A 23,182-nucleotide genomic window follows, 5' to 3' on the forward strand; every position below is an offset into this window, starting at 1 on the left:
TCCGGCTGCGCAACGCCGACATCGCTGGGTCGACGAGCACTGCGCAACCAGGACGGCACGCGCGCCCAGCCGGGCTTCAGTCCCACTGACTGCGCAACACGGCGCGAGACAAGAAGACGCTCACTGCGCAAGCGACGGCCGGTGCAGCCCCTGGAGGTCTCCAATTGCGCACCGTGAACTGCTGCCGTCGCCGGATCGTGACCCGTGGGTGGGTCCGGTGGGTGCCAGATCGGTGGGGCCTGCGCGATGAGGTCAGGCCATGCACGCGCACTCAGCCACTCAACGGCACGCCGCCGTACCCCACGTCAGCGAGCCCAGACGAACTGCCGGCCGACGGCACGCTCTCGCCAGGCGGCGCCGTGCTCCTGCCGATCGGCGCACAGCACCCTGCCCGCCTCCTCAGTCGACCAGATCATCGCCGGCCGGCCAGTGCCCGACGACATCCACACGTCCGTCGGCGCCATCGTCGCCGCCAGGATCCGGGCAGCCTCCGTCCTGCCTCCGCCCCAGAGCTGGACCACCCCCGCTCTGGACTTCGGCGAGCCGGTCACCGACCGGCCCTGCACCCACCGCACACGGTCGGCGAAGCCCTCACCTACCGGGCGCTCACCGAGTACGCCGGATGCGGCCGCCCGGACGAGCCGACGGACAAGACCTCTGCCCGGCCTGCCTCGACTGGCCCCTGTGCCGCACCTGCCCCGGTCCCACCCGCAGACGCGCTCATCCCGACGGAGACGGACGCTGCGCCACCTGCGCCTCCGCCAAAGCCCAGGAAGGACCAACCACCCCGTGAGCACCGACCACACGATCCACGCCTCGCCAGCAGCCGACCCGCAGTCCCCGCGCCCGTTTGCCAACGACCCGCACCGGTGGGAGACCGAACGCTCCCGCGCTCTGCGCACCAGCCATCGACGGGACGACGGCTGCCCGCCCGACTGCCGACACGTTCTCATCAACGAGCGCGCCCGGTGGGGCTGGCTCGCCTGGACCGTTCCGACCGATGGCACGCTCCCCGCCATCCCCCACCTGATCAGCGTTCTCGACCCCGCAGCGACCCGCATACAGCGGCTGGCCGTGCGCTGGCTGACCCGGCGCCCCGCCCGCCGCATCGCCCTGCACCCCAGCATCCCGTGGGCACTGCGTCTCTGGGTCTTCGCCGTGACGCTCGCCAGCCTCGCTGCCGGTCTCCTCGTCGTGGTGCACGGCGCCCCGTGGGACGTGATCCTGCCGGCCGTGCTGGTGGCCCCGATGCTGGCAGATCGCCTTCCCGGGAACCTCGACGCCCAGGCCCGACAGCACGTGCGCACCATCCGTGGCGATGCCGCGGTCCGCTACCTCCAGCGCCTCACCGCCCTGCAGACCGTCCTCACCAGGGCGGACACCCGAACCGACCGCCACGACCTACCCCGGCCAGCCGAGATCGGCCAGCACGTGCTGTGGGATGCCGCAGGACTGCTGCATGACCAGGACACCCTCACCGCATCCGCAGCGCTCATCGCCCGCGAGCGGCTCATGGTCCAACTCGCCGACCAGGTCACCTCGACCCTCACACGCCCAGCCAACCCGACTACCCAAGGACAGCGCCACGCACCCGCCGGCCCGCTCGGCCCCTACCCGCCCGCCCCCCACCCACCGATGGGGCAAGGACACCAGACCACGTACGGCACTTCACACCAGAAGGGAAGTCCCCTCATGAGATGCGCCAGCCCTCCGACTCACGCCGGCTCGGCAGAGCAGACAAGCAGTGTGAAGGGGTATGCGGACACCCAGGCGCGGCGGTAGCCGCAAGCGTCCTGGCGGAGACACCTGGTAGGAAGGGCAGAGCAATGAGACAGGATCCCTGGTTCGCTGAACGGCTCAGGTTCTGGCTGTTGATATTGGGAGCGACCGTCGCCTTCGGCCTGGCCGGACTTCTGCTATCCGCCCTGAAGGCGCCCTCCACACTCACCTGGGCGGCAGCGGCAGGGGCCGCGGTGGCCGGCGGCTGGGGTGCCAACCAGGTCATGCAGCGGTACAGCAAGCGTTGAAGCAAGAACACCGCCTGCGCCGACGCGCCACGAGCCATGCGTGGAATTCCGCACTGTTCCCGCTTGCGCAACGGGTGGAGCCCCGCCCGAGTGGGCGGGGCTCCACGAACGATGACCGGCTCGCGCCGGGTCGAAGCCAGGCACGGGACGTGGTGGCGAGCCACGCCATACCGGCCATCGCGCAGTCTCCGGGCCCAAGCGGGGGACAACGATCCCCAATACCCGAAAACCGCGATTGTGGGAGGCGGTGTATCTACCCGCCTCGTCAGCCGCGCTGCGCCTTCTGCTCGAGGACGCGCCGGCGTGTCCAAGCGCGTCTGCCGAGGGGCGTGAGCCCGTCGGTCTCGTCCAGCAGCGGCAGGTTGCCCTGGGACCGCGAACTGCTGAAGGAATTGAGGCTCTTGAAACCGAGCAGTGCCGCGGCCTGGGTCCCTGACAGCAGCTCGTCCGGATCCCCATCGGCCGGTACGTCGGGCAACGCAGGCGCCTGACGCGCTGCTCCGGCCCGCTTGCCCTTGCCGGGCCGGCCGGCACGCCAGTCGGCGATGGTCCGGCGGCGCCACCACTTCCGCGTGTAGGTCCCGAGATGCTCGACTTCGTCGGGCTCGGGGAAGTAGCCCGGGTGTTCCTTCAGGTAGGTGGTGATCTGGCTCTTGTTCTTGTAGCCCAACACCTTCGCGACCTGCGAGGCGTTCAGAAGCTCGTCCGGATCGCCGACCAGTGAGAGTTCCTCCAGACGCGAAGGCTGTCTGCCCTCGTGCCATTTCCGGACCTCGTCCAGGTCCCACAGTCGTGCGCGGCCGCGCTGGTCGACGTGGGCGGGGAATTCGTTCTCTGCGCGCTTGGCGTACAGCGAGTTGATGCGACCGGCGCTGATCCCCAGTTCCGCGGCGAGCTCCTGGGAGTCGACGGGGTCCTGCTTCTTCGGCTTGCCGGCCATGGTGGTCGCATCCGTTCTCGCGAGACGGGACGGCCCTTCCGACCCAAAGCTCATAATGGCACCAAATTTGGAGGGGTGTCCAGCCGCCGGCGCAGCCTTTCCCCACGATCGCTGAGCGTCAGTACCGCTCAGCGAGAAGACAGACACCCTGGCGCGCGGCATGCGCCGCCAGTTCGTCGAACGCCATCGCGCCCGGCGTGTGCTGCCACGAGGCAAGAGCCAGGCGGCTCAACGCCTCCTCCCGGTTCTCGGCGCCGGGAAAGCCAGCCTCCGCGCTGTCCTCACACAACTGACCGGTGGACAGGCCGCGGAAGCGATCCGCGAGCTCGGTCCGCGTCTCCTCAAGCCCCTGGTGGTAGAGCGCGTTGCCCTCGTACAGCAGTCGGCGCAGCCGTGCTTCCGCCGCGGTGGCGGACTCGGCGGCGAGCTGCAGGAGGAGCTCCGTGATGGTGGCCATGACAGTCAGTATGCCTTTCAGACGGGACCGCCGAGGGGGCGGTGAGTGGGGCGCGGAGCTGGAACGTCGTCGCTCCGCGCCTGGTGATCAGGACCGGACGTTCTCGGCGTCGGGTTGCCTGGGATGGGGCTGGCGTGCCGGCAGGCCAAGCCGTATCTCCTCGCGCTCACGGCGCGTGTTGCCCAACCGGAAGACCCAGCGGTGGGGGCCTCGGTGACGGACGTTGCGGGTGCCGACTGCGGCCAGGGCGTCGCGCAGCCACACGGCCGGGTCGACGCCGGGGCGCGGCCGCAGTGCTCCGAGCCTGATGAGCTGCTCCTGCGCATACCGGTGTCCCTGCTCCTGCCGGCGGATCTTCTGTGCGGTCCGGTCGTTGAAGACCGTGCCGTCGGGCAGGACCTTCACGGTGCGGGCTGTGGCCCGGCCCGTGTAGACCGCGTTCGTGGCCGCGTAGATCGTCCCGACGTGCCCAGGCATCACCAGGACACCGGCCGCGGTGCGCCTGGGGACAGGATCGGCGAACGAAACGACGCCCCGCACGCCGTCGTCGAGCAGTGCGGCATGGCAGCGCGCGAGGAACCAGCTCTCCGAGTTGCCGGGGCACTCATCGAGCAACACGAATCGGGAGCACTCGACGGACTGGGCGAAGGGCCGCAGGTCAGGGAACGGCTTGGTCAGGACGTCGGTGTTGACCGGCACTCCGAACACGGCGACGCCAACGAGGCGGCGCGTGCGTCCGGAGACGTCGTACATCCCGAACTGGATCTTCACTGCCGGGTAGGAGTGGGAGTAGTGGTGGGTGAGGACGAACTGCTTGCCGGGCTCTTCGTCCGGAATGACGTCCACCCGGTACCGGCGCGCGTCGAACCCGCCGTCCCGCACGTGCCTCCAGGAGTGCTGTCCCTCGCGCCATCGCTGGCACCAGGGGGAGGCGCTCGGTATCTCGGCGAGGCCTTCGAACGGCAAGACCTCCTGCGCGGCTTCCGTCACGACGTCGCCCTCTCGCCGGCAGGGGCCGCCAGAGCGGGCTCGCTGCGCACGGGGAGTTCGATGTCCTGGCCCGTCAGCGCTTCGACGACCATGCCGACCAGGTCGCGGCCGGCGTTGATGGTGACGGCGTTGCCGATCATCTCGATCGTCTGGTCGCGGTCGCCGAGGAAGACGAATTCCTCGGGGAACTCCATGGCCCGTGCTGCCTCTCGGGGCCGGATCATCCGGTAGCGGCACTCTTCCAGGCTGGCGGCGTAGCCGATCAGTCCGTGTCGGTCCCGGGTGGTGAGGGTGGGCATGGGGGCGGTGACCGGCTGCGTGGAGCTGTTTCCGTAGTACGGCAGCAGGGCGTGGGCTGCCGGGTCGGCGAAGACGACTCCGTGGTTCAGGCCTCCGGCCGTGAGCGTCGACATGGGGCGGCTGGCCGGCCGGTGGTTCGACCCGCCGCCGTGCAGCTCGATCATGTAAGGCTCGATCAGCGCTCCACGGCCGTGCAACTGCCGGTACTTGTCCCACCCGTCGCTGATCTTGCGCATGGTGTTGGGGGCGAGCGGCTTGTTCCGCTCTGCGATGGTCCGCGCGGGCAGCGTGAAGTCGATCGCCTCCGCGGCCCCGCGAACCAGCGGTTCAACAGGGATGGCGCTGCACTGGCGGTCGGGGCAGCGGTACCAGTACTGGCCGTTCTTGATGCCGTACACGCCCCACGGCCGTTCCGGGCTGCACACCCTTGTGCGCTTGAACACCTGGATGAGACGAACTCCGCCGTGCCGTGAGCAGATGCCATACGGGCGGAGCCACTTGTCGAAGTCGGGCTTGCGGTCGCCCTTGCGCCAGAAGACGACGTACATGCGTGGCCGGCGCGATCGCGAGCCGGGTCCGGCGGCCTGGGCGTGCGCGGAGTCGAGGTAGATGATCCGGTACTCGTACGGGCCCCACAGGGCCACGCTGCGCACCCAGTTGTCGAAGGCGAAGCCGGGGGCTTCTTCGGGGCCCCACCAGCGGGCGTCGGGGACGTTCTCGACGATGATCGCCCGGTAGCGGTGGTGTTCGGCGAAGCGTGCGATGTCGTGCATGGTGGCCCGGGAGCGGATGGCTGCCTCGTCGGTGCCGTCGGTGGAAAACAGACCGCCGCTGAACTCGCCGTGGCCGCGCTTGCGGCCGCTGGCCCGGGTCTGGTGCGTGCACTCCGGGGAGCCCCACAGGATGTCGGTACGCGGGTAGCGGGTCGGTACAACCTGCGAGATGTCGGCGCAGTCGTGATCCGTGGTCGGGTGGTTGTGCTGGTGGGTGTCGATGGCGTGCCGGGAGTGGTTGGCAGCCATCACCACGCGGACGCCGGGGACCAGCAGAGCGCCGCAGGTCGAGCCGCCGGCGCCGCAGAACAGATCGGTCAGGGTGACGAACATGATCGAGCTCCAGATCTTCAGTGAGAGGGGAGGGGCAGCGAGGGACGGCCGCATGCAATGGCGCGAACTGGCGCCCTGACCGCGAGCGCGAGCGCGAGGGCCGGGTCCGGGTGTCTTGCGGTTCCTGGGCGGCGCCAGTCAGCGCGGCCGATGCGGTCGCGCCTGAGCGCGGCCAGGTACGCAGTTCGAAGGCCATCTCGCTGCGCCGAGCGCTGAGCAGGAGGCCAGGGGCTCGTTCACGAGTCCCGTGAGGGGATCGCGAACGAGCCTCTGGCGTCAGGGGCCTTGAGGCCGGTGCAGGGGCAAGGCGTGGAGCTCTGCGGGTATGCCGGTCAGCCCTCGAGCTTCCAGCGCCTGGCCGAGGGTGTAGTCGGACAGGTTGGCGCCGGACTCGATGAGCGTGGTGAGGGCGGTGAACCAAGTCGTCCCGAGCACGCGGGAGCTGCCGGGGGTCTGGCCGGGCGGCTCGGGCATCGGTGCGAGCTTGATCGTCTTGCGGTGGCCTTCCCACAGGGACGGCTCCCCGTACTCGGCGAGGAACGCGTCGTAGGCCTTCGTCTCCTGGCGCTCGTCCCAGACGGTCTCCGCGGTCCGGTACGCGGTGCGGGCGGCTTCCCGGATCGCGTCGCGCCGGCGGGCCACGGCCTGGTGCCGTGCGTGGGCGGCGTCGGCGCGCTCGACGAGGTCGCTGTCCACGCTCAGGACATGGGCGACCTGGCCCCATGAGGCCTCCCAGGGGCGGCGGCTTCCCTTCTGGTCCCAGGCACGCTGCCCGAAGGGCCTGCTCGCTCCGGCGACCGGCTGCTGACGCCGGTCCCGGCGCCAGTCGAAGCCGTAGCCCTCGACCGTGACGGGTTCCAGCGGCCCGGTGGCCGGGCGCTCCTCATCGGCCCGGCCCCAGGAGCTGACCGTCCACGCGATGACGGCGTGCGTGCCCTGGAGGGTGACGGCCGCGACCTCGCGGTCGGGGAACTCCGCTCGGGCGAGCAGGGCGGCCTGCTCGGCGAGGGCCTCGCGCTCCGGGCCACTCAGGTGCTCCGCCAGGGTGGCGCCCCGGTCCCAGTTCTCCCACCGCGGTGTACTGCGCAGCGTCGTCCACCGGTTGGGGCGCGCCCCGGGCAGGACCCACTCCCGGCTGTAGCGCGGCACACCGCGGCGGGTGTAGCTGTGCTCGGTGACGTACGGACCGTCGTCCTCAGCGGTGAGAACGACCAGGTGACCGGCGTGCGTCTGGGCGATCAGGAGCGCCTCGGAGTGCCGGGCGGCCACAGCCTCCACCACCTCCTCGGGGATGCGGCCGTGGTCGGTGCGCAGGCGGCGGTGGAACTCGGCCAGGATCTCCCGGGCGGCCTTGGCGTCGGCTTCAGCGCCGCGGCCGGTCAGCGGGCGGTGCACCCGGTTGGCGAACTTCCACCAGTCGACCAGGCCGACGACGGCATCCTCCGCCTCGTCCACCGGTACGCCGGCGTCCTGCATCAGCATGCCGACGGCCATCTGCCGAAACGGCGCCTCCGCGGCCCGCTCCTGCACCTTGGCGGCGAGAGCGGAATTGATCACCGGCACCATGTCCAGGTAGTGCGCCCGGTCGACCCGGTTACGCAGGAAGGCGCGCAGCAGATCGGGATCGGCCGCGTCGTAGGCCAGGAGGAAGGAGTCGTCGGCGCGCACCGTGCACGAGGCGCGGACCCGCGCGGGTCGCGGCCCCCGGTCGGTCCACACCTCGTCCGCACGGGCGTAGCGGATCACCAGGCCTCCGTCCGGACGGCGCTCCTCGATCGTGTGGACCGTGTCGGGGCTGGGGGCGTCCGCAGTCGGTGGGTGGAGACGGGAGTGACCGCGCCGGTAGTCCTCGCGGCCGTAGGCCAGGTCGCGGAAGGCCGTGCTCCTGCTGGCCACGATGACCCGCATGCCGGGTCGCAGCTGCGCGTTGACGCGCTTGTGCCAGTCGGTGAACCGCTCGCTTCCGTCGCCGAGCGCGTAGGCATCCTCGGCGTCGGGAACAAGGACGACCCGGCCGTCATCGATGGCGTCCTGGTCGAGGAGGTTCATCCCCTGCCCGGGGTGGGGGTGCAGAACCGTAGTGCGGTCGGCCAGCCCCTGGAGCAGCAGCCCGACCTTCATGTACTGGCGCCGGGTGGCGTCCGCGGCCTCCTCGGCCTTCTTCCACTGGTGACTGCCCGGCTCCAGCGGCCGCCCCTGGTGGTCACGGAACAGGCTGGCGAACTCGTCGGCGGCCGGGAACAGCCGCCCCTGCAGCGTGAGTTCGTTGAACACCACGTAGAGGCGCTCACCGTTGCGGACCAGGAAGAACGTCGCGGCGTTCGCCTTCTTCATCGCGGCGTTGAACCAGGGGTCCGCGCCGTAGCGGCGCTCGGTACGGCTGGGCACCAGGGCCACGATGCCCTTCGGCTCCGGCAGGACCTGGTCCAGGTGCCGGCCGTCGGCCAGCAGCCAGGCGAAGAAGTCGTCCAGGCCCTCGACGTCCAGGCCTCCGTCCTCGGCGGCCACCATGCACTCCTGATCCGCGCTGAGGACCATCTGCCGCAGCACCACCGGCGTGTCCGCCCCCGCGGGTTCGCCGTCCCGCAGCATCTCGATGCCCTCGTCGATGCCGAGGTACAGGGTGATCGCCTCGATCCCCTCCTGCATGCGCGCGGCCTGTGCCTTCAGCGGCTGAAGCGCGCGGTGGGCGGCGTGCAGCTGCGCCTGCATCAGATCTCGGAGCCGCTTTGTGCGCCGGTCGACGTCGTCTTGCAGACGCTGTAGCCGGGCGAGCTGGCGGACCATGCTCGCCTTGGCCTCGACAGCCTGCTGGCCGGAAGCCTGAACGAGCCCGGTGCCCGGCTCGGTCGCGGGCTCGGCTCCGGCGGTCAACCGCTGCGCCTCGGAGCTGAGGCGGGAGAGTTCCTCGGTCAGCTGGGCGATCTCCGCGGCCGGTTCCAGGTCGGGGCCGGGGCTGGTCTGGCGAGGAGCGGGAAGGTAGTCGGTCACAACTGTCCTCCGGGTGTTGGCCCGGCTTCTGGTGTGCCGGGGAGTGGCCGGGTCTGCCGTCGGGCAGGCGGGGCGAAGGCAGGGGGCGGCGGTGGAACGACCTGCGCTGCCGGGCCGGGGTGACGCCGGGCCGTGGGGGCACGGTCGGTGGCCCTGGCCCGGCGTCTCGGCGCTGGGGGCGTGCGGGGCTGGGTCAGAGGTCGCCGGGGGCGTCGGGATGGACGGGGCACGGGCCGAAGCCGGCGCCCTGGCTGGCGGGGTGCACGTGACGGCGGCCGGACAGGGTGCAGGCCGTCTTCGGGTCCTCGTTGCAGAACTCGACGCAGGTGTCGTCCTGGATCTCGTCCAGCGCGTCATCGGTGCTGACCCTGGGCAGGCACCGGTGCCGGTCGGCCATCCGGTCCAGGCGCTCCAGGGTCCAGCCCTGCCCGTCGAACCCGGCCTGCGTGGTGATGCCGCCGCACCGCATGCAGCGGACCTCCTCCGCAACGGTGTGGCTGGTGCCGGAGCTGGAGATGACCACCTCGAAGCCGTCCCGGGGCACAGCATCCGGATCGGCCAGTGCGGCGGTCTCGGCCCTGCCGGTGAGGAACTCCAGTAACTCCAGGGGCAGGTGGACCTCGTGTCCGCGCTGATGGACGCTGCGCACGGCGGCGCCGACGCTGCCGGAGACGGCCCGGCGGAGCCCGTCGACCTCCGTGGTGAGGCGCTCGACCTCGGCCTCGGCGTCCAGCAGTCGGCGCAGGACGGGCCCCATCTGCTCGCCCATGAACACGCTGAGGCTCAGGCAGTGAAGGGCGGGGTGGTCGTGGGCCATGCAGGCGTGCACGTTCTGCGCCAGCTGGTGGACCAGGCTGTCATGGGCCGCCGGGGTGTCGCCTAACAGGGCGGCCAGCGTGCCGCGGTGGTCGTGGCTCAGGGGTGAGGGAGCCATGGGGGTCCTCCGGTTCGAGTCGTCTTGCAGGGAGCGAGCGAGGCGCCGCTGACGGGGTTCACGGACGTTTTGGGTTGGCCAGTGCGTCGAGCACCTTGGCGATGACGGCGCCGGGCCAGAAAGCGATGACGACGGCGAGGAACAGCGTCACGGCGGCGGGCATCTGGTCGGCGGCCATGCGCAACAGGGGAATCTCGTCGAGCAGTTCCTCGACGACGGCAGCGAGGAGGACGATCCCGGCGAGCCAGAGGAGGAGTGCGAGCGCGCAGAGGATGCCGGTCACGGTGCGCCCGCCTCGGGCCTGCGCCCGATGCGCCCCGATCGGCGGTTCGGGAAGGTGCTCGGCCGGAGGCGCGGTTCGGTGGCGCTCGTGTGGTTGGGCAAGGGGTCCTCCCTCGATGGGGGCTCCAGCGAGATGGAGCCGGGAGCGTGAGGAGCAGCGATGAGTGTCGCTTATAAGCTACACCCGGTGTCGTGTATAGGCGACACCCTTGGTGTCGGCTACCGTTTGCTCATGCCGAACGAGCCCGCTGACACTGCCGACCCCGCCGTTCTGGCGCGTCGACAGGCCCTCGGCAGGCGGTTGAAGGAGCTGCGCGGTCGCGCGGGCCTGTCTCAGGCGCAGCTGGCGCTGGCCGCCGGGATGAACCGCGTCTTCTACGTGGGCGTCGAGGGTGGCCGGCGCAACGTGTCCGTGGACAAGGTGTTCGCCCTGGCTGACGCCCTTGGCGTTGACGTGGAGGACCTTTTCCGCGACCTGGACAGCCTGATCGCCGATCCCAACCCCAGGTGACCCGCCGCGCGTGACCGGTGTCGAGGCGCCTCGAGCCCGACTGCCCGCTCGCCGTCACGGCGGTGGGGACCGGCGCGAGGCCGTCCAAGAGGAATGTGCCAGTGGCGGTCAGGGTGGTCATGTCGGGTCTCCGAACAGGGTGGGGGCGGTGTGGAGTTCGCTCGTCCACGCCAGGAGGCGGGGGAGGTTGGTGTCGGGGCCGTAGGCGAGGTAGGTGCCGTCGGCCGTGGTGCAGCCGAAGGCCTGCGCGATGCGCAGGCGTCGGCGGGAGTTGACCCGGCCCATGTGGACGGCCAAGCCGCGCTCGCGGGCCTGCTGGGCCAGTCGGTGGGCGGCCGGTGAGATTTTCCACTCGGTGGAGCCCGCGAGGAACAGCACATCGATCGCGTCCCAGGGGATGAGGCCGTCCTCTTCGCTGCCGTCCTGAGCGGCGAACGCGACCGGGATCCCGAGCGAGCGGATGCTCCCCAGCCAGGGCAGGGATTCTGCGAGGGTGGCCGCGGCGTCCATGGGGACATCGGGGGCCACGGCCCACAGGCAGAGGTCGGGCCCGTAGCGCTGGACGGTGGCCCTCAGCCACGCGAACCAGGCGTCGGCGCCGGGCCAGCCCTTGCCGAACTTGCCGTTGTCGCAGGCGTAGTGGGTGCCGGGCGGGATCAGGTTGCCCTGGGCCGGGGTCGTCATGCAGCCGAGCAGGCCGGCCTGCATGGCGGCCCGGACCTCAGGCCCGGAGGGTGTTGCCAGGTACAGCACGGCTCGGGCCAGACCGGAGACGGGCAGGGCGCGGGGGCATGCGGGCACGCATGAGGAAGTCCTTCCGGACGAAGACGGCGGGCGAAGGAGGGGCGGTCAGGCGAGGGGGAGCTGTGCGGAGGCGTCCGCGAGGTGGGCGCGCCACTCTTTCTCGAAGTTCTTGTCCTGCTTGTCGATCACGCGGGCGGGGGCGGTGGTGAAGAGTTCCTCAGCCATGGGCCGGGCCGCGCCGCGGGGGCGCAGCCACGCTTGGGCCCGTCCGTACTGGTGGTCGCGTTCGACGTCGAGGCTGTGCCGCTGGGAGACGCGAGCCAGTTTCTGGGCGAGTTGCTGGGGTCGGCCGAGGTCGATGCGCTCGGTGGAGCGCATGACGGGGCGGTTCTTGCCGTCGGCGGACAGCAGGAACAGGCGCCGGACGCGGTAGAGGGCCCAGGGCATGTCGAGCTCGCGCTCGAAGGCCTCCAGGCAGGCCCGGTCCCGTTCCTGGGTGGGGTCGAAGAGCTCCAGCAGGCTCTTCTTCCCGTACAGCTTCGCGTTCGGGTTGAGGCTCATCGCCGTGTACTCCAGCCGCAGCACCTCACCGGCGATCTCCGGGTGATCGCGCATCCGTTCCAGGTGCGCTGGCAGGGACCCCATGGACGCGGAGAAGCAGCAGAACGTGCAGTAGGACTTGGGCCAGTGCACCCCGAACCGCTCCAAGAGGTAGGCCTCGCACGCCTGGCGTCCCCAGCCCCAGTCGATCAGAGGGAAGGCACCGGTGCGCCCGGGCACCTTCGAGTTGGCCTCGTCCTTCAGGCTCCGCGACGCTTCGTCGGCGTTGAAGCCGATGATCTGGCGGAAGGGGCGCCCGCCCATGACGGCGCCGATCCACCGGTCTCCGACGTCGGCCTTCGCGCGGAGACTGCATTTGCGGGTGCCGGCCACTTGGGGAACGGTGCCGACGGACTCCATCTCCTCCCACAGCGTCCACGCGCCGCGGGCGTGGAGGCGTTCGGGGCGGTGGGAGTCGTCGAGGACGGTGATGCCGTCGGCGGCGAGGTGGCCGTTGCGGGCGAGCTGGACGAACCTGACGCCGTGCTCGCGCAGCAGCGGCAGCATGAACTCCTCGGCCAGGAGGCGGGTCTCGGGCCACTCGCTGCCGGTGGCCATGTAGAGGACGACGGTGCGGTCCAGGTCGATGCCGTGGCCGGCCGGGTCGGTGAGCATCTTCGCGAGGTAGGCCGTCGAGTCGGCGCCCAGGCCCCAGTTGATGACCGTGTCGATGTCGTCGGTGGCGGTGAGGCCCGGCAGGGCCAGCGTGTAGGCGGTGCGCGCGGACGGCATGACGAGGTCCTCACCGGGGGTCGGGCGGTATGGGGAGCGGAGCCTGGCGGCGGTCGGGGGGCCGGGGTGCGCTGCAGGGCCGGACCAGGCGGGCCATGTCGGCCTCGTCGAAGTCCCAGAAGTCGGGACGTGCGGCGGCGGACAGCAGCAGGCAGTAATGCTCCTTGGCTGCGGTGGAGGAGTCGGAGGCGAGCGGCAGGCGGTCCAGAGGCAGCCGGTCGAAGATCGCTCCCGTCTGGTACAGGCCCTGAATGGCCGTGCACACCGTCCAGGGCTTGGCGGGGTCGCGACTGCCCCATGCGTCGGCGAGGAGGGAGCCCGGCGGCAGCGGGGGCAGCGTCGCGGTGTCGTCGCCGAAGGCGAAGAGGCAGGCTCCTTCGACGTCGAGCACGCTGACGAGCCCCATGAAGTCGGCGGATTCGTCCTCGTTGAGCACCAGGTAGGCGGCGGCTCCGTCGTACTGCGCGGTAAGGGTGTCGGCGATCAGGCGGGCCAGGGCGTTGTTGGCTTCGCGGATGCGGGCGGTGGCGTCGATGTACTGGTTCCAGGTGGTGTCCGTGGTCACGGCGGGTCCTTCTTGCGGGGCCCGTGCCCGGATCGGGGAGTGTCCGGGCACGGGCGGCATCGGGGGGCGTGGGGATCAGAGGAGAAGGAGCGCGTGGGAGGGGGTGGGGCAGGAGAGGGCGAGGCCCTCGTCGAGCAGGTGGGCGTTGCCGCCGGAGTGGAGGCTGCCGTCGGAGGGGACGGCCAGCAGGCGCCGCTTGCGGGCGATGGCGGCCTCGGCGGTGCGCAGCGCCTGGGAGTGGTCCAGGGCCTCGATGAGGATCACCGCCCGGGCGAGGGCGGCAAGCAGGTGGGCGCTGGCCTTGAGGGTTGCGCCACTGGCCACGGTGCCGGGGCGGTAGAGGCTGACGGCCGCGCCTCCGTCGCTGGTGATGGACCTCAGGAGGGGAGTGTGGTTGTGGGGGTGGGCCTGGTCCAGGCCGCGGGGCAGGACGGCGAGCGTCGGCCCGTTCAGCAGGGCGGCCTCGTGGGCGGCGGCGTCCACGCCGTAGGCGAGGCTCGCGGCGACGGTGTGGCCGGACTCGGAGATGGCTCCGGCGAACTCCCGGGCGCGGGCGATGGTCTCCGGGCTGGGTGCGCGGTTGCCGGTTACGACGATCGTGCTCGTGGTGAGCTGGGGCAGGTGGTCGTGTCCGCGGACCCACAGCCCCAGCGGACAGGCGGGGCCGAGATCGGCGAGCGCGGCGGGCCACTGCGGGTCGGTGGGGATGAGGAAGCGGCACGACAACTGGGCGTTGGACAGCTCGGCTTCCGGCTGGAGATGGGACAGGCGGCCGGTGTTGTCGCAGCGGACCCGCTGCTCCCACACTTCGGCTGGGGAGTGCTGGGCGAGGTCGGCGGCGACCTGGTCGGGGGTGAAGTGGGCGGAGAGCGCGGCGCGGGCGGCGCGTTCGGACAGGGCGGATGCGGGCATGGCGGAGCTCCGTCGGTCGGATGAAGGGGTGGAGAGAGAGCCCGGGCGAGGGGCGGGCGGTGGTCTACGTCTGACGGCCGGTCGGGTGGAGCCAGCCTTCGGCGCGCTTCTGCTCCCACCAGCGCGGCGGCTGGCCGGGGCTGGGAGCGGGCTGTGGGGCTGAGGCGGCGGGTTGGACGGCCGGTTGCGGGGGACCGGGGACGTGGGGTGAGTGCACCTGGGCTGCCTGGGGCGGGAGACTGGCGGCGGTGTAGGCGATCCGGGCGCGCAGGCTCACGCCGATCTCGTCGGCGCTGACCAGGATGCTGCTGTCGGGGGCGCCCGTGATGCGGCCGTGGACGATGACCTCCACGCCGTCGACGAGGGACTCGGCGGCGTTGCGGGCCAGGTCCCGCCAGGCGGTGCAGATGTAGTGGATCGGTGCTGCGTCGCGCCACTGGCGGGCCTGGGCGTCCCATTCGCTCGGCACGGTCGTGAGCCGGAAGCGGGTGACGGGGATGCCGGAGTCGGTGAACCGGGTCTCCGGGGAGCCGGTGACGGTACCGATGAACGGGACAGTGGGCGCCTTGGGCATGAACAACACCTCCACTACTCATAATAGATGCAAATGAACGGGCGTCAATCCCGCCCTCCTGAGGGCGGGCTGGCCTGCCCGACCGTCGGCGCCAGCCCCGCCATGAGGAGCCGCAGGCCTGCGAGCGCCCGGGCGTCCGCTACCTCCTTGGCGTGCTGCGCACGGATCTGCGCACGCTCCTTGCGGGCGGTCGACGGCCAGTCGGGCGTGATCAGGACATCCGCACAGCCCACCAGGACGTTCGGGCCCAGATCCCAGGTGAAGGCGTTGGAGGCACAGCTGGCCGCCGCCAGCGGGTCGACGTCGTTCATCGCCCACTCGAAGGCGTGCACATCGCGCCCGGCCCACGCCGCCTCGGACGCTGCCGCACGGATCAGCCCGCCCGTGCCGGCCGTGGGTTCGCAGAGCGACCCCGAAGCGAGCGGGTCCCGCCCCAGCGTCAGCCGCGCCAGCAACTCCGCGACTTCGGAGGGGGTGTGCTCCTCGGCGTTCGCCTGGCGGGCCCCCTTGCTGCGCAAGGTCGTCAGGACCGCGCCGAGCGGGTCGGCCTCCCGGCGCACCTGGGCATCCTGGGCGCCGGTCAGCCGCAGTAGCCCGGCATCGAGCGCCGCGTACGTCACCGCGGCCACGGAGCGGGCCTGACGCGGGGAGGGCTGGATCATCAGCCACTCGTGCAACGGGGCCGCCCAAGCTGCCAGTTCGGGCTGCTCGATCCAGCGGACCGCCCACACGCGTTCCAGCAGGCGGCACAGCGTCTCCGGGGCCAGCGCCATGAGCGCCGCACCGGTCCCGGGGGTTTCGGCGAGCTGGGCGAGCGAGGCGACGACTCCTACCGGGACGCGGATTCCGTCCGGCATGTGCTCCGCGTGCCAGACCCGCGACACGCGCTCCGCCAGGTCCCGGACGTCAACACGCCCACGCTGCGCAGGGGAGGCCACCCGATCCTGTGACGGCCCGCCCGGACCGAGGCTCATGGCCGGACTGAAGATACTGATCTGCTGCACGGGATTCTCGTCTCTGGTGAGGGATGCGGAGCGATAGATTCATAATAGATTCAAACGGGAGGATGTGAACCCTGCCTCCCACCTGCGAAAACACCCCAACAGCACCACAGTCAGGGCCGATCGAAGCGGCACGGATGATCAGGCGGTCAGGCCGTACAGCACGGCCTGACGACTGCGGTACTTGTTGGTCTGCGCGCGCCCGACATGCCCGGCCATCGCCGTACCCGCCGGCGGCCGCGCCGCAGGACCCTCCAGCTCGTCGAGGACCCGAGCGCGACGGATGATCTCCGCCATCGACAAGCCCTTCTTGAAGCCGGCCCCGACCGTGACCTCCGTCCTCGCATACGCGGCCGCGAGCTCCGGCACGCGCCGCGCACCGTTCACGAGGTCGTTGTTGCACCCCAGGACACACAACACGCAGCTCAGGCGCCGGTTTCCCCAGTCGTAGGCCGGGTGGTACGGCAGACGGGAACGGGCGATCGCGCGCCACACCTTGCGGTCGCTCCACGCGTGCATGGGCCGCCAGGTGGTGATGTGCCGCTTGCCGTTGCTCGCCCCACGGTCGATCTCCACGGGGGCGAGCTTCGCCCGCTGGTCGCTCTCGGCGGCACGCTGCCCGATGCACGCCAGGATGCGCACGGGACGCCCCAGATGCGCGAGTTCGCCGGTGAGCCGCGTGTAGAGGGTCCGGATCGGCCCCCGCTTCACGTCGCTGGTGCACCACCGGGCCGAACTCGACGGCCAGGCCGGAGGCACCTTCACCTGCGCCGGGTCCTCGCCCGCCTCGCGGGCCTCCTTCTCCGCCTTCGCCTTGAGCTTGCCGTAGCGGATCTCGACGCGGTCGAGGAGATCGGCACCAGGAGCGCGGACCACCTCGAACCGCCGGACCCCGCACAGGCGCGCCTGGAGCTCGGCGAGTTCGCGGGTACCGTCCCACTCCGCCCGGCCCAGGTCCGCATGGACGACGACGACCTTGTCCAGCATCCCCAGGGCCCTCGCCCGCTGGACGACGTAGGAGAGCATCGCCTGACTGTCCTTGCCACCCGAGCTGGAGACGACGATCCAGTCGGCGTCCCGGATCAGCTCGTCGGGCACGGTCGTCCGCGGAGCCAACGGAACGGACGCGTGCACCGTCCGCTTCCGCTTCCGCCGCGCCTTCGGGGCGGCCGGCGCGGCGGTCATGGGTGCGGGCGATTGGGTCGTGAGGGGGGAGAGATCCAACAGAGTGTGGGACTGCATCGCATGTCCTCGGGCATCTGGCGGGCTTGGGGGAGGGTGGGGCGGGGCGTGCACGGGGCCGGGCGGCGGTCAGCGGCTCCGGCGGCCGAACCGGTTGCGGGCTGGCTGTCCGCCCGGGGCTTTGAGCAGTGGGATGCGGGGGAGCGGGGAGTTCGCTCCGTCCGCCCCCGCCGGGGATGCCAGTCAGTCGGCTCCGTCGTCGTCCAGGTCCTCCGCCGTGACGTTGCTGGCGTAGTCGGTCCGTGCGAGGTCGGCCGCGACGTCCCGGAAGCTTCGGCCTCTGGGGGCCGGGCTCGCCAGGACGATCTGGGACACCGAGTAGGAGAGGACGACCTCTTCGACCTGCGCGCTCACGGCGTAGCCGTTCAGCGGTAGTTCGAAGGATGCGCCGGGAATGACCGGTAGGTCCGGCGGTGGGGCGTCAAAGCTGATCCGGGTGTGCTCCATGACCAGGGTGACTTTCACGTGGACTCCTTCGCTGGGACGGCCGGCGTGCAGGGGACGGCCGGACAGGGATCAGGGCTGCGCGGCCCGGTCTCGGGTGTTGGCGGGCCTGGCGTCTGCCGGGCTTTGCGCGCGCGGGGCCGGGCGGCGGTCAGCGGTACCAGTGGCCGTACTGGTTGCGCCGGGTCACGTACATCGAGGCGTGTGTCTCGGTGGCCCACGGCGAGGCGGGCAGCTCGTACTGGACGACCGCCCCGAACCGGCACGTGGACACGACGGTCGCGGTGGTGGCGCCCACGACGGTGATGCCATCGCCGGGAATCAGCCCCAGGAAGTCCGGGGTCGGCACACTCGCCTCGGATCTCCACCAGGTGCCCCACGCCTTCGGCTCGCGCGGCGCTGTGGGAAGCGGGGCGAACGCGTCACCGGGCCGGTGGTCGACCAGTTCGGCGGTGCCTTCCTTCGGGCTGTAGAGGTGCTCGCGGTCGTACGCGGCCGGAACGCTGGAGGCGGGGACTTCCCCCAGCAGGACGGGTGCGCGCCGGCCAGGCCGCGGGGCGGGCGCAGCGGGCGCCTGAGGAGCGGACAGGTCGAACAGCGCTGTCTGCACAGCAGGCCTCCCTTCGAGTGCGAGTGCGGGGTGCCGGGGCGCGCGGTGCCCCGGCGGAGGTGTGGTCAGTCGGAGGGGGCGCTGAGGTACTCGGCGATGAACTCGGCGCACAGGGCCGTCGCGGTCGCCGGGTCGGCCCGCCGCCCGTAGAACACATCGCGCTCGCTTGTGCCGTTGTCGAAGGTCACGCGCCAGGAACCGCCCCGGTGCTCCATCGGCTGGTCGACGAAGGACGAGGCCTCGTTCGCGTCGTAGACGAAGACGACAAGCTTCGGGGTGCCACCGGCGGGGAAGTCGGTGCCGTCCAGGCTGATGACGAGCCAGGACGAACCGGCGTCCTCGTCGATGTGCGCGGTGACGCCCCGTGGGGCGAGAGCCTGCGTCATCCGCTGAGCTGCGGTCTGCGGGGGGTTGGCGATGGCTGGCACAGGGTGCCTTTCGATTCGGGACGGGGAGTGGAGGCAGGGGAGGGGGTGCCTCGCTCTTCATCTTCCATAATAGATGGAATTGAAAATGTGACAACCCCCCTCTGACCTGCGTCCAAGGATCAGCCGACCGGCTGCGGGGGCCCGTCAGGACCGGGGCCCAGGAGGGACTCCCAGTCCGCGAACTGGCAGTCGGTTGCCGCGTGCATCTTCAGGTGCAGCCAGCCGGAGCCTTCTCCCGTGGCGACGACATGGGTGGCGCCCAGCGCGACGGCCCGTGCCCATACCGTGGCATCGTCGGGGTGGGGGTTGACGACGACGAGATCCTGTCGCCGGGGCATGCGCCGTGCGGTGAACGTCTGATAGACGCGGTCGTCGAGGATGACGAGCGCGGCGCTGCGGAACTCGTCGAAGGTGAACAGCGCAGCGGTGGCCGTCTGTACGGGAACCCGGCACAGGCCCAGGCCTGCCGGATCATCCCCCGCGCTGTCGCTGATCAGGAGGACGCCGGTCACCGGATGCCTCCCTGGACGGTCGGCGCCGGCCAGCCACGCTGCGGGCCCGTAGTCCCCAGCCGTGCAGCACGGGCGTTCTGACCGCCCTGCGGGCGGTGGTGTGCAGACATCGCAACTATCCCTTCTGCGGGGACAGGCGGAGCCGGGCGGTTCACGGCGCCGTTTTCGGCTTGGGGCGGCGGCAGGGTTCCGTGTTGGTGCAGGACGTCGCTGCGCGGGGGTTGTCCCACTCGCAGGTCGGGCAGCGCCACAGGAGCCCGGCGGCGTGCGCTGCCTCACGGATCGCCTCGTCCTGGGCGCCCGTCGCGGCGTCCAGCAGCCGGGTCAGGACCGGGTCCCACGGTGCTCCTGCCGCGCTGTCGTCCAGGACCACGGTGGCCTCGACCATGACGTGCAGCGGCACCGTGCCGTCCGGGCGCACGAGCTGTTCGGCGGCCGTGTCGAGGTGTACGGACACCACGACAGCCCGGCGGGCAGGATCGAGGTAGGTGAAGGTGACGACACCGGCGACCTCGGAACACGCCTTCCCGTTGTCGACGTCGCGCGCGGCATGGAACACGGCGTCCTGGTTGGCCCTCTGGCACTGCTGCGCCGTCGGGAACCGGTAGTCGAGCGGCACGGTCCGCACTCGGCCTGTGCCCGACGGGGTCTCCGCGTAGACGCAGTACCCCTCCTCGCCGCCGCTCGCCGCGTAGTACAGGCGCACGGCTGCACTGTCCTCGCCTGGTGCATCCTGTGGCATGCCGCCCTGACCGGCGTAGCTCTGCCAGTTGCCCCGCACGTGACGGCCCAGCTCCTCATGGGCGGAGTCCTCGTCGGTCCAGACCGACACTTCGTCGACGTGGCGGTCCCAGCGGCGCAGCAGCCACACCTGGGGAGACGGCGTGAGCGTGACCCGGGCGACCGGGGCGGGGAAGGGCGTCAGCACGGTGCCCGCGTCGGTCGTGGCGATCGCCTGGCTGGCCCGGAGCACGGCGCCGACCTGTTCAGACGACAGGGCCTCGCCCTCCCGGTCCTCCCAGAGCGCCACTGCCGTGCGGATGACCGAGTCGGCATCAAGGGGGTCGAGTGCTTCAATGATCACGGCAGTTCCTTGTCCGAGAGCGGATCGTGCGCCCCGGAGGGCTCGGGGGAGGTGGGCTGGAGCGGCCACACGGGGTGGACGTCGCCGTCCGGCAGCCGGAAGCTCCGGCGCACGCCGGGGTCGTGGACAACCCACGGGTTGCGGTCTCCCTCGCGCCGCGGCTTGTACGCGGCGAGCTGGAAGCTGCGGACCTCGCGGATCTCGGCACCCGCATCGAGGGCGGCGCGCAGGCGCTCGCGCGGCGTCTGCTGGCGAGGGCGGAGGATGTTGGCGACGTCGAAGTTGCGGGAGAAGGCGCGGTAGAGGCCGCTGCGCAGAGAAGCGAAGCGGAACAGGTAGGAGGCGGCCTCCACCATCTCGTCGTCCATCTCGACAAAGCAGTGCTCGCGGACCAGGCCGGCGGACTGCACGGCGGCGAGCAGTGCGGGGCCTCCTCGCACGGGCGGGGTGCGCAACTCGAAGCAACCGAGCAGGAAGTCACGCTCGGCGCAGTGCAGGTGGACACGCATCGGGGTTGTTCCCTTCAAGTGGTGTGCGGACCGGGGCGGTGTACGGAGCGGGGCGTCGTGAGCGGCGCGGCCGTGTTTCCTGTGGATCAGCCCCGGCGCCGCGCGGGCGTCGGCGGCGCCGGGGCTGGCGCAGCGCCGGGGGCAGCGGAGGGCTGCCCCCGGGGAAGGCGGAGTTCTAGGACTCGGTGGCGTCGGTGAGCTTGAGGCAGCCCACCGGCACGGCCTTGAGGCGGAACCGCTCCGCGTCATCGGGGATCTTGTACCAGCGGTTCGTCTGGTCGCTGCGCAGGCGCTTGGTGGATGCCGCGTCGAGGTAGATGTCGAAGCGGCTGCCGGTGCGGTTGGGCTGCTGGACGGTGCCGGTCAGGTAGCGCAGGCAGGGCCTGCTGATCGTGGACTCGATCGTGACCGTCCGGCCGGTGGTGATGGCGGGCCGCTCCGGCGTGTCCAGCTGGAGGAGCCGCGCGGTGGCGGCTGCCTGCACGCTGAGCAGGGCGCCGACATCCGTCAGTTCGCTGATGTGGTCGCGGACCTCGGGGGTGGTGAGCATGGGTGTTCCTCTCGTGTTGCAGGGTTGACCGGGCACGGGTCTGCCCGGGGACTCAGAGGCTCGATTGCGGCCGGGCCCCGGCGAGTGGCGGTACTCGCCGGGGCGGCGCGGGCCGGTTAGCCGAGCGGGTAGAGGACGAGCGCGGCGACGGCGTCGTCGGGGATCTCGGGGTACAGCGCGCGCAGCTTCTTGTCCTTGGCGAGTGCGCTGTGCAGCGGATAGATCTCGCCCCTGAGGTCGTGGACGGGGGAGTAGCGCTGGTGACTGAAGGTGCTGAGCGGTGAGAAGCCGTTGCCTTCGGCGTCCAGCGAGAGGACGACCAGCGTCTTCCCGGGCAGGCGCGACCAGTCGTTGCGCATCAGGAAGCGCAGGACATCGAGCGTGAGCGGCGAGTCGAGCCGGGCGGCGGGCTGCCGGGGGTCGGCGGGGGTGGGCGACGGCATGACGAACTCCCGTAGCGGTGGGTCGGATTCGAGGGTGGGGGGCCGGGGCACGGTGTGCCCCGGCCGTGGTGCGTGAGGGGTCAGGCGGCGTCGGGCGCCTTCGGCCGGTGCGCGGAGACGGCCTGCTCCTCGACCTCGGAGAGGGCGTAGCTGCCGTTGTCGGCCTGCCCGAGCGATTCGAGGAGCAGCAGGTACGCGGCCTGCCGGGCGCTCGGGGCTTCCCAGAGGTAGGAGGCCCGGTAGCGGACCATGTCGTAGGACTTCGGGTCCTGGATGTCGGCCTCGAACGCGGCGGCGACCTGCGCGAACAGCACGTTCGCGAACTTGGCCTTCGGCAGGGCGGCGGCCAGTTCCGCCGCCGTGGTCTCCTCGCCTTCCTTGGCCCCCAGGAAGCGGGCCACGTCGGTGCTGTCCCGCTTGCTCGCCCACTTGCCGTAGAACTCGGGCAGCTCCAGCAGCACCGTCTGAGCGAAGATGCGGGCCTCTTCGGGCAGGGACTTGCCCTTCACCAGGCGGCTGATGAACTGCTGGCGGGGCCCGGCTGCGGCCTTCCACGCCCGGTTGCAGGCCACCACCCGCGCGCGCTCGGCCGACTTCTGGGCCGCCTGCTCCGCTTCCTCGGCGCTGAGGCGCGGCTTGGGCTGCTTGCGGGCCTTGTGGCCGTGGGCTGCCGGGTCGGCGCAATACCAGACGGGCTGGTTGTCCTCGTTCAGGGTGGCGCAGTGGCCGGGGCAGCCGTGGTGCTTGTCGGCGGTGATCGGGGCCCCGAGCCCGGTGGTGAGGTCGGTCAGTGCCTTGACCGTCTGCTTCTGGTCGTAGGAGAGGTCGGAGGCCAGGGTGACGCCGGACTTCTTGAGGGCGGTGAAGGCGTCCGCGCGGGCCTTGGTGTTGGCTTTCTCTTCGGTGAGAAGGGCGAACACCTGGTCCCAGTGGCCGCGCCCGCCCCGGCCCTCTTCCTGGTCCTTCGCGAGAGCCTTGAGGAGCCGCTGTGTGGCGTTGGGGATGCCTTCGACCTCGGTGAGCTGGGCGGTCTGCTCCAGGTCCATGCCACCGGCCGTGGCCTGCCGCAGCGTCGCGTCATCGAGCCTCTGGGCGGTGCGCAGGTGCTTGACCGCTCCGCGCTTGAGGCCCATCGCCTTCGCGGCCCTGGCCTGGTCCACCTCGTCCATGCCGACGAGGGACAGTTCCTGGGCCTTGAGGGTGTCGCGGGCGTCCATCTCCTGGCGGTGGTCGTTCTCCACCAGGGACAGGAAGCGGGTGTACCCGTCCCTGCCCACCAGGTCGGTACGGACGAACGCCTTGACCGTGCGGACGGGGCGGCCGTCCTGCCCGGCGGTCTCGTTGGCGATCTGAGCGGCCTGCGCGCGCCGCCAGCCCTTGAACACTCCGTAGGTGCCGTCCGGCAGGGGGCGGACGCTGATGGGCTCCTCGACGCCGAGTTCCTTGACGGAGGTGATCAGCTTCTGGTCCGGCTCGGTGTCGTGCTCTCGGGCGTTGTGCTCGTCCCGCACGAGCCGGGAGGCGTCCAGCAGTTCGATGCTCGGGTTGTCCTCTTCCTGCTGCGGGACGGAGGTGTCCGGGGCGGGGGAAAGCGTCGTGCTCATGGGGATCTCTCCTTGTCAGGAACCGCGTCTGCGATGGCGGCGGGGCGTCGAACACCCGGTGACAACATCCATAATAGATGGCCTTGGGGA

27 protein-coding genes are annotated in these 23,182 nt (G+C 71.2%); 3 read left to right on the plus strand and 24 right to left on the minus strand.

Features of this window, described 5'->3' with window-relative positions:
• Positions 1-305 precede the first annotated feature (305 nt).
• On the minus strand, positions 306-551 hold the full coding sequence (locus OHB41_RS49960) for a hypothetical protein (RefSeq protein WP_266709105.1): 246 nt from the start codon (positions 549-551) through the stop codon (positions 306-308).
• A 238-nt stretch (positions 552-789) separates the two neighbouring features.
• Between OHB41_RS49960 and OHB41_RS49965 the strand changes: the two genes are divergently transcribed.
• Both OHB41_RS49965 and OHB41_RS49970 read left to right on the plus strand, forming a co-directional pair.
• Positions 790-1,782, plus strand: coding sequence for a hypothetical protein (locus OHB41_RS49965; protein WP_266709107.1), 993 nt, complete (start codon positions 790-792; stop codon positions 1,780-1,782).
• Positions 1,783-1,826: 44 nt separating this feature from the next.
• Positions 1,827-2,027 (plus strand): hypothetical protein, encoded by a 201-nt coding sequence (locus OHB41_RS49970; RefSeq protein ID WP_266709109.1) that lies wholly within the window; start codon positions 1,827-1,829, stop codon positions 2,025-2,027.
• 265 nt (positions 2,028-2,292) lie between these two features.
• On the opposite strand, the gene OHB41_RS49975 is transcribed toward OHB41_RS49970, so the two are convergent.
• From OHB41_RS49975 to OHB41_RS50005, 7 genes are all read right to left on the minus strand, one after another.
• The gene (locus tag OHB41_RS49975; RefSeq protein WP_266709111.1) at positions 2,293-2,967 is read right to left on the minus strand and encodes a helix-turn-helix transcriptional regulator; all 675 of its coding nucleotides are present in this window, start codon (positions 2,965-2,967) and stop codon (positions 2,293-2,295) included.
• A gap of 118 nt (positions 2,968-3,085) precedes the next feature.
• Positions 3,086-3,424 (minus strand): hypothetical protein, encoded by a 339-nt coding sequence (locus OHB41_RS49980; RefSeq protein WP_266709113.1) that lies wholly within the window; start codon positions 3,422-3,424, stop codon positions 3,086-3,088.
• Between the two features lie 87 nt (positions 3,425-3,511).
• Positions 3,512-4,390 (minus strand): Mom family adenine methylcarbamoylation protein, encoded by an 879-nt coding sequence (locus OHB41_RS49985; protein WP_266709115.1) that lies wholly within the window; start codon positions 4,388-4,390, stop codon positions 3,512-3,514.
• Between the two features lie 20 nt (positions 4,391-4,410).
• Positions 4,411-5,820 (minus strand): DNA cytosine methyltransferase, encoded by a 1,410-nt coding sequence (locus tag OHB41_RS49990; RefSeq protein WP_266709117.1) that lies wholly within the window; start codon positions 5,818-5,820, stop codon positions 4,411-4,413.
• Between the two features lie 276 nt (positions 5,821-6,096).
• On the minus strand, positions 6,097-8,811 hold the full coding sequence (locus tag OHB41_RS49995; RefSeq protein ID WP_266709119.1) for a hypothetical protein: 2,715 nt from the start codon (positions 8,809-8,811) through the stop codon (positions 6,097-6,099).
• 193 nt (positions 8,812-9,004) lie between these two features.
• Positions 9,005-9,745, minus strand: coding sequence for a hypothetical protein (locus OHB41_RS50000; protein WP_266709121.1), 741 nt, complete (start codon positions 9,743-9,745; stop codon positions 9,005-9,007).
• Positions 9,746-9,803: 58 nt separating this feature from the next.
• Positions 9,804-10,028, minus strand: coding sequence for a hypothetical protein (locus tag OHB41_RS50005; RefSeq protein WP_266709123.1), 225 nt, complete (start codon positions 10,026-10,028; stop codon positions 9,804-9,806).
• 231 nt (positions 10,029-10,259) lie between these two features.
• On the opposite strand from OHB41_RS50005, the gene OHB41_RS50010 reads away from it, so the two are divergent.
• Positions 10,260-10,538: a helix-turn-helix domain-containing protein gene (locus OHB41_RS50010; RefSeq protein WP_266709125.1), complete on the plus strand. Its 279-nt coding sequence runs from the start codon at positions 10,260-10,262 to the stop codon at positions 10,536-10,538.
• Between the two features lie 117 nt (positions 10,539-10,655).
• Here the strand turns inward: OHB41_RS50010 and OHB41_RS50015 are convergent, their stop codons facing one another.
• The 16 genes from OHB41_RS50015 to OHB41_RS50090 all read right to left on the minus strand — a co-directional run bounded on the left by OHB41_RS50015 (position 10,656) and on the right by OHB41_RS50090 (position 23,092).
• Positions 10,656-11,339, minus strand: a complete 684-nt coding sequence (locus tag OHB41_RS50015; RefSeq protein ID WP_266709127.1) for a hypothetical protein — start codon at positions 11,337-11,339, stop codon at positions 10,656-10,658.
• Between the two features lie 48 nt (positions 11,340-11,387).
• Positions 11,388-12,614: a hypothetical protein gene (locus OHB41_RS50020; RefSeq protein WP_266709129.1), complete on the minus strand. Its 1,227-nt coding sequence runs from the start codon at positions 12,612-12,614 to the stop codon at positions 11,388-11,390.
• A gap of 10 nt (positions 12,615-12,624) precedes the next feature.
• Positions 12,625-13,179: a hypothetical protein gene (locus tag OHB41_RS50025; RefSeq protein ID WP_266709131.1), complete on the minus strand. Its 555-nt coding sequence runs from the start codon at positions 13,177-13,179 to the stop codon at positions 12,625-12,627.
• Between the two features lie 75 nt (positions 13,180-13,254).
• Positions 13,255-14,091 carry a DNA-processing protein DprA gene (locus tag OHB41_RS50030; protein WP_266709133.1) on the minus strand — a complete coding sequence of 279 codons (837 nt, stop codon included), beginning with the start codon at positions 14,089-14,091 and terminating at the stop codon, positions 13,255-13,257.
• Positions 14,092-14,155: 64 nt separating this feature from the next.
• Positions 14,156-14,665, minus strand: coding sequence for a single-stranded DNA-binding protein (locus OHB41_RS50035; RefSeq protein ID WP_266709135.1), 510 nt, complete (start codon positions 14,663-14,665; stop codon positions 14,156-14,158).
• Between the two features lie 44 nt (positions 14,666-14,709).
• A complete protein-coding gene (locus OHB41_RS50040; RefSeq protein ID WP_266709137.1) occupies positions 14,710-15,522 on the minus strand; it encodes a hypothetical protein in 813 nt (270 codons plus the stop codon).
• A 285-nt stretch (positions 15,523-15,807) separates the two neighbouring features.
• Positions 15,808-16,908, minus strand: coding sequence for a phosphoadenosine phosphosulfate reductase domain-containing protein (locus tag OHB41_RS50045; protein ID WP_266709139.1), 1,101 nt, complete (start codon positions 16,906-16,908; stop codon positions 15,808-15,810).
• 183 nt (positions 16,909-17,091) lie between these two features.
• Positions 17,092-17,373: a hypothetical protein gene (locus tag OHB41_RS50050; protein ID WP_266709141.1), complete on the minus strand. Its 282-nt coding sequence runs from the start codon at positions 17,371-17,373 to the stop codon at positions 17,092-17,094.
• A gap of 130 nt (positions 17,374-17,503) precedes the next feature.
• Complete coding sequence (locus OHB41_RS50055) at positions 17,504-17,962, minus strand: hypothetical protein (RefSeq protein WP_266709143.1); 459 nt, start codon at positions 17,960-17,962, stop codon at positions 17,504-17,506.
• 65 nt (positions 17,963-18,027) lie between these two features.
• On the minus strand, positions 18,028-18,348 hold the full coding sequence (locus OHB41_RS50060) for a hypothetical protein (protein WP_266709145.1): 321 nt from the start codon (positions 18,346-18,348) through the stop codon (positions 18,028-18,030).
• Positions 18,349-18,509: 161 nt separating this feature from the next.
• Positions 18,510-18,902, minus strand: coding sequence for a hypothetical protein (locus tag OHB41_RS50065; protein ID WP_266709146.1), 393 nt, complete (start codon positions 18,900-18,902; stop codon positions 18,510-18,512).
• A gap of 151 nt (positions 18,903-19,053) precedes the next feature.
• Positions 19,054-19,986, minus strand: coding sequence for a hypothetical protein (locus OHB41_RS50070; protein ID WP_266709148.1), 933 nt, complete (start codon positions 19,984-19,986; stop codon positions 19,054-19,056).
• Entirely contained in the window at positions 19,983-20,495 is a 513-nt protein-coding gene (locus OHB41_RS50075) for a hypothetical protein (protein WP_266709150.1), read from the minus strand. Before OHB41_RS50075 ends, OHB41_RS50070 begins: the two co-directional genes overlap by 4 nt.
• Before the next feature lie 175 nt (positions 20,496-20,670).
• A complete protein-coding gene (locus OHB41_RS50080; protein ID WP_266709152.1) occupies positions 20,671-21,045 on the minus strand; it encodes a hypothetical protein in 375 nt (124 codons plus the stop codon).
• A gap of 116 nt (positions 21,046-21,161) precedes the next feature.
• Positions 21,162-21,488 (minus strand): hypothetical protein, encoded by a 327-nt coding sequence (locus OHB41_RS50085; protein ID WP_266709154.1) that lies wholly within the window; start codon positions 21,486-21,488, stop codon positions 21,162-21,164.
• A gap of 80 nt (positions 21,489-21,568) precedes the next feature.
• Positions 21,569-23,092, minus strand: coding sequence for a ParB/RepB/Spo0J family partition protein (locus tag OHB41_RS50090; RefSeq protein ID WP_266709156.1), 1,524 nt, complete (start codon positions 23,090-23,092; stop codon positions 21,569-21,571).
• Positions 23,093-23,182: the final 90 nt, after the last annotated feature.

It is taken from the genome of Streptomyces sp. NBC_01571, from assembly GCF_026339875.1.
Lineage (GTDB): Bacteria > Actinomycetota > Actinomycetes > Streptomycetales > Streptomycetaceae > Streptomyces.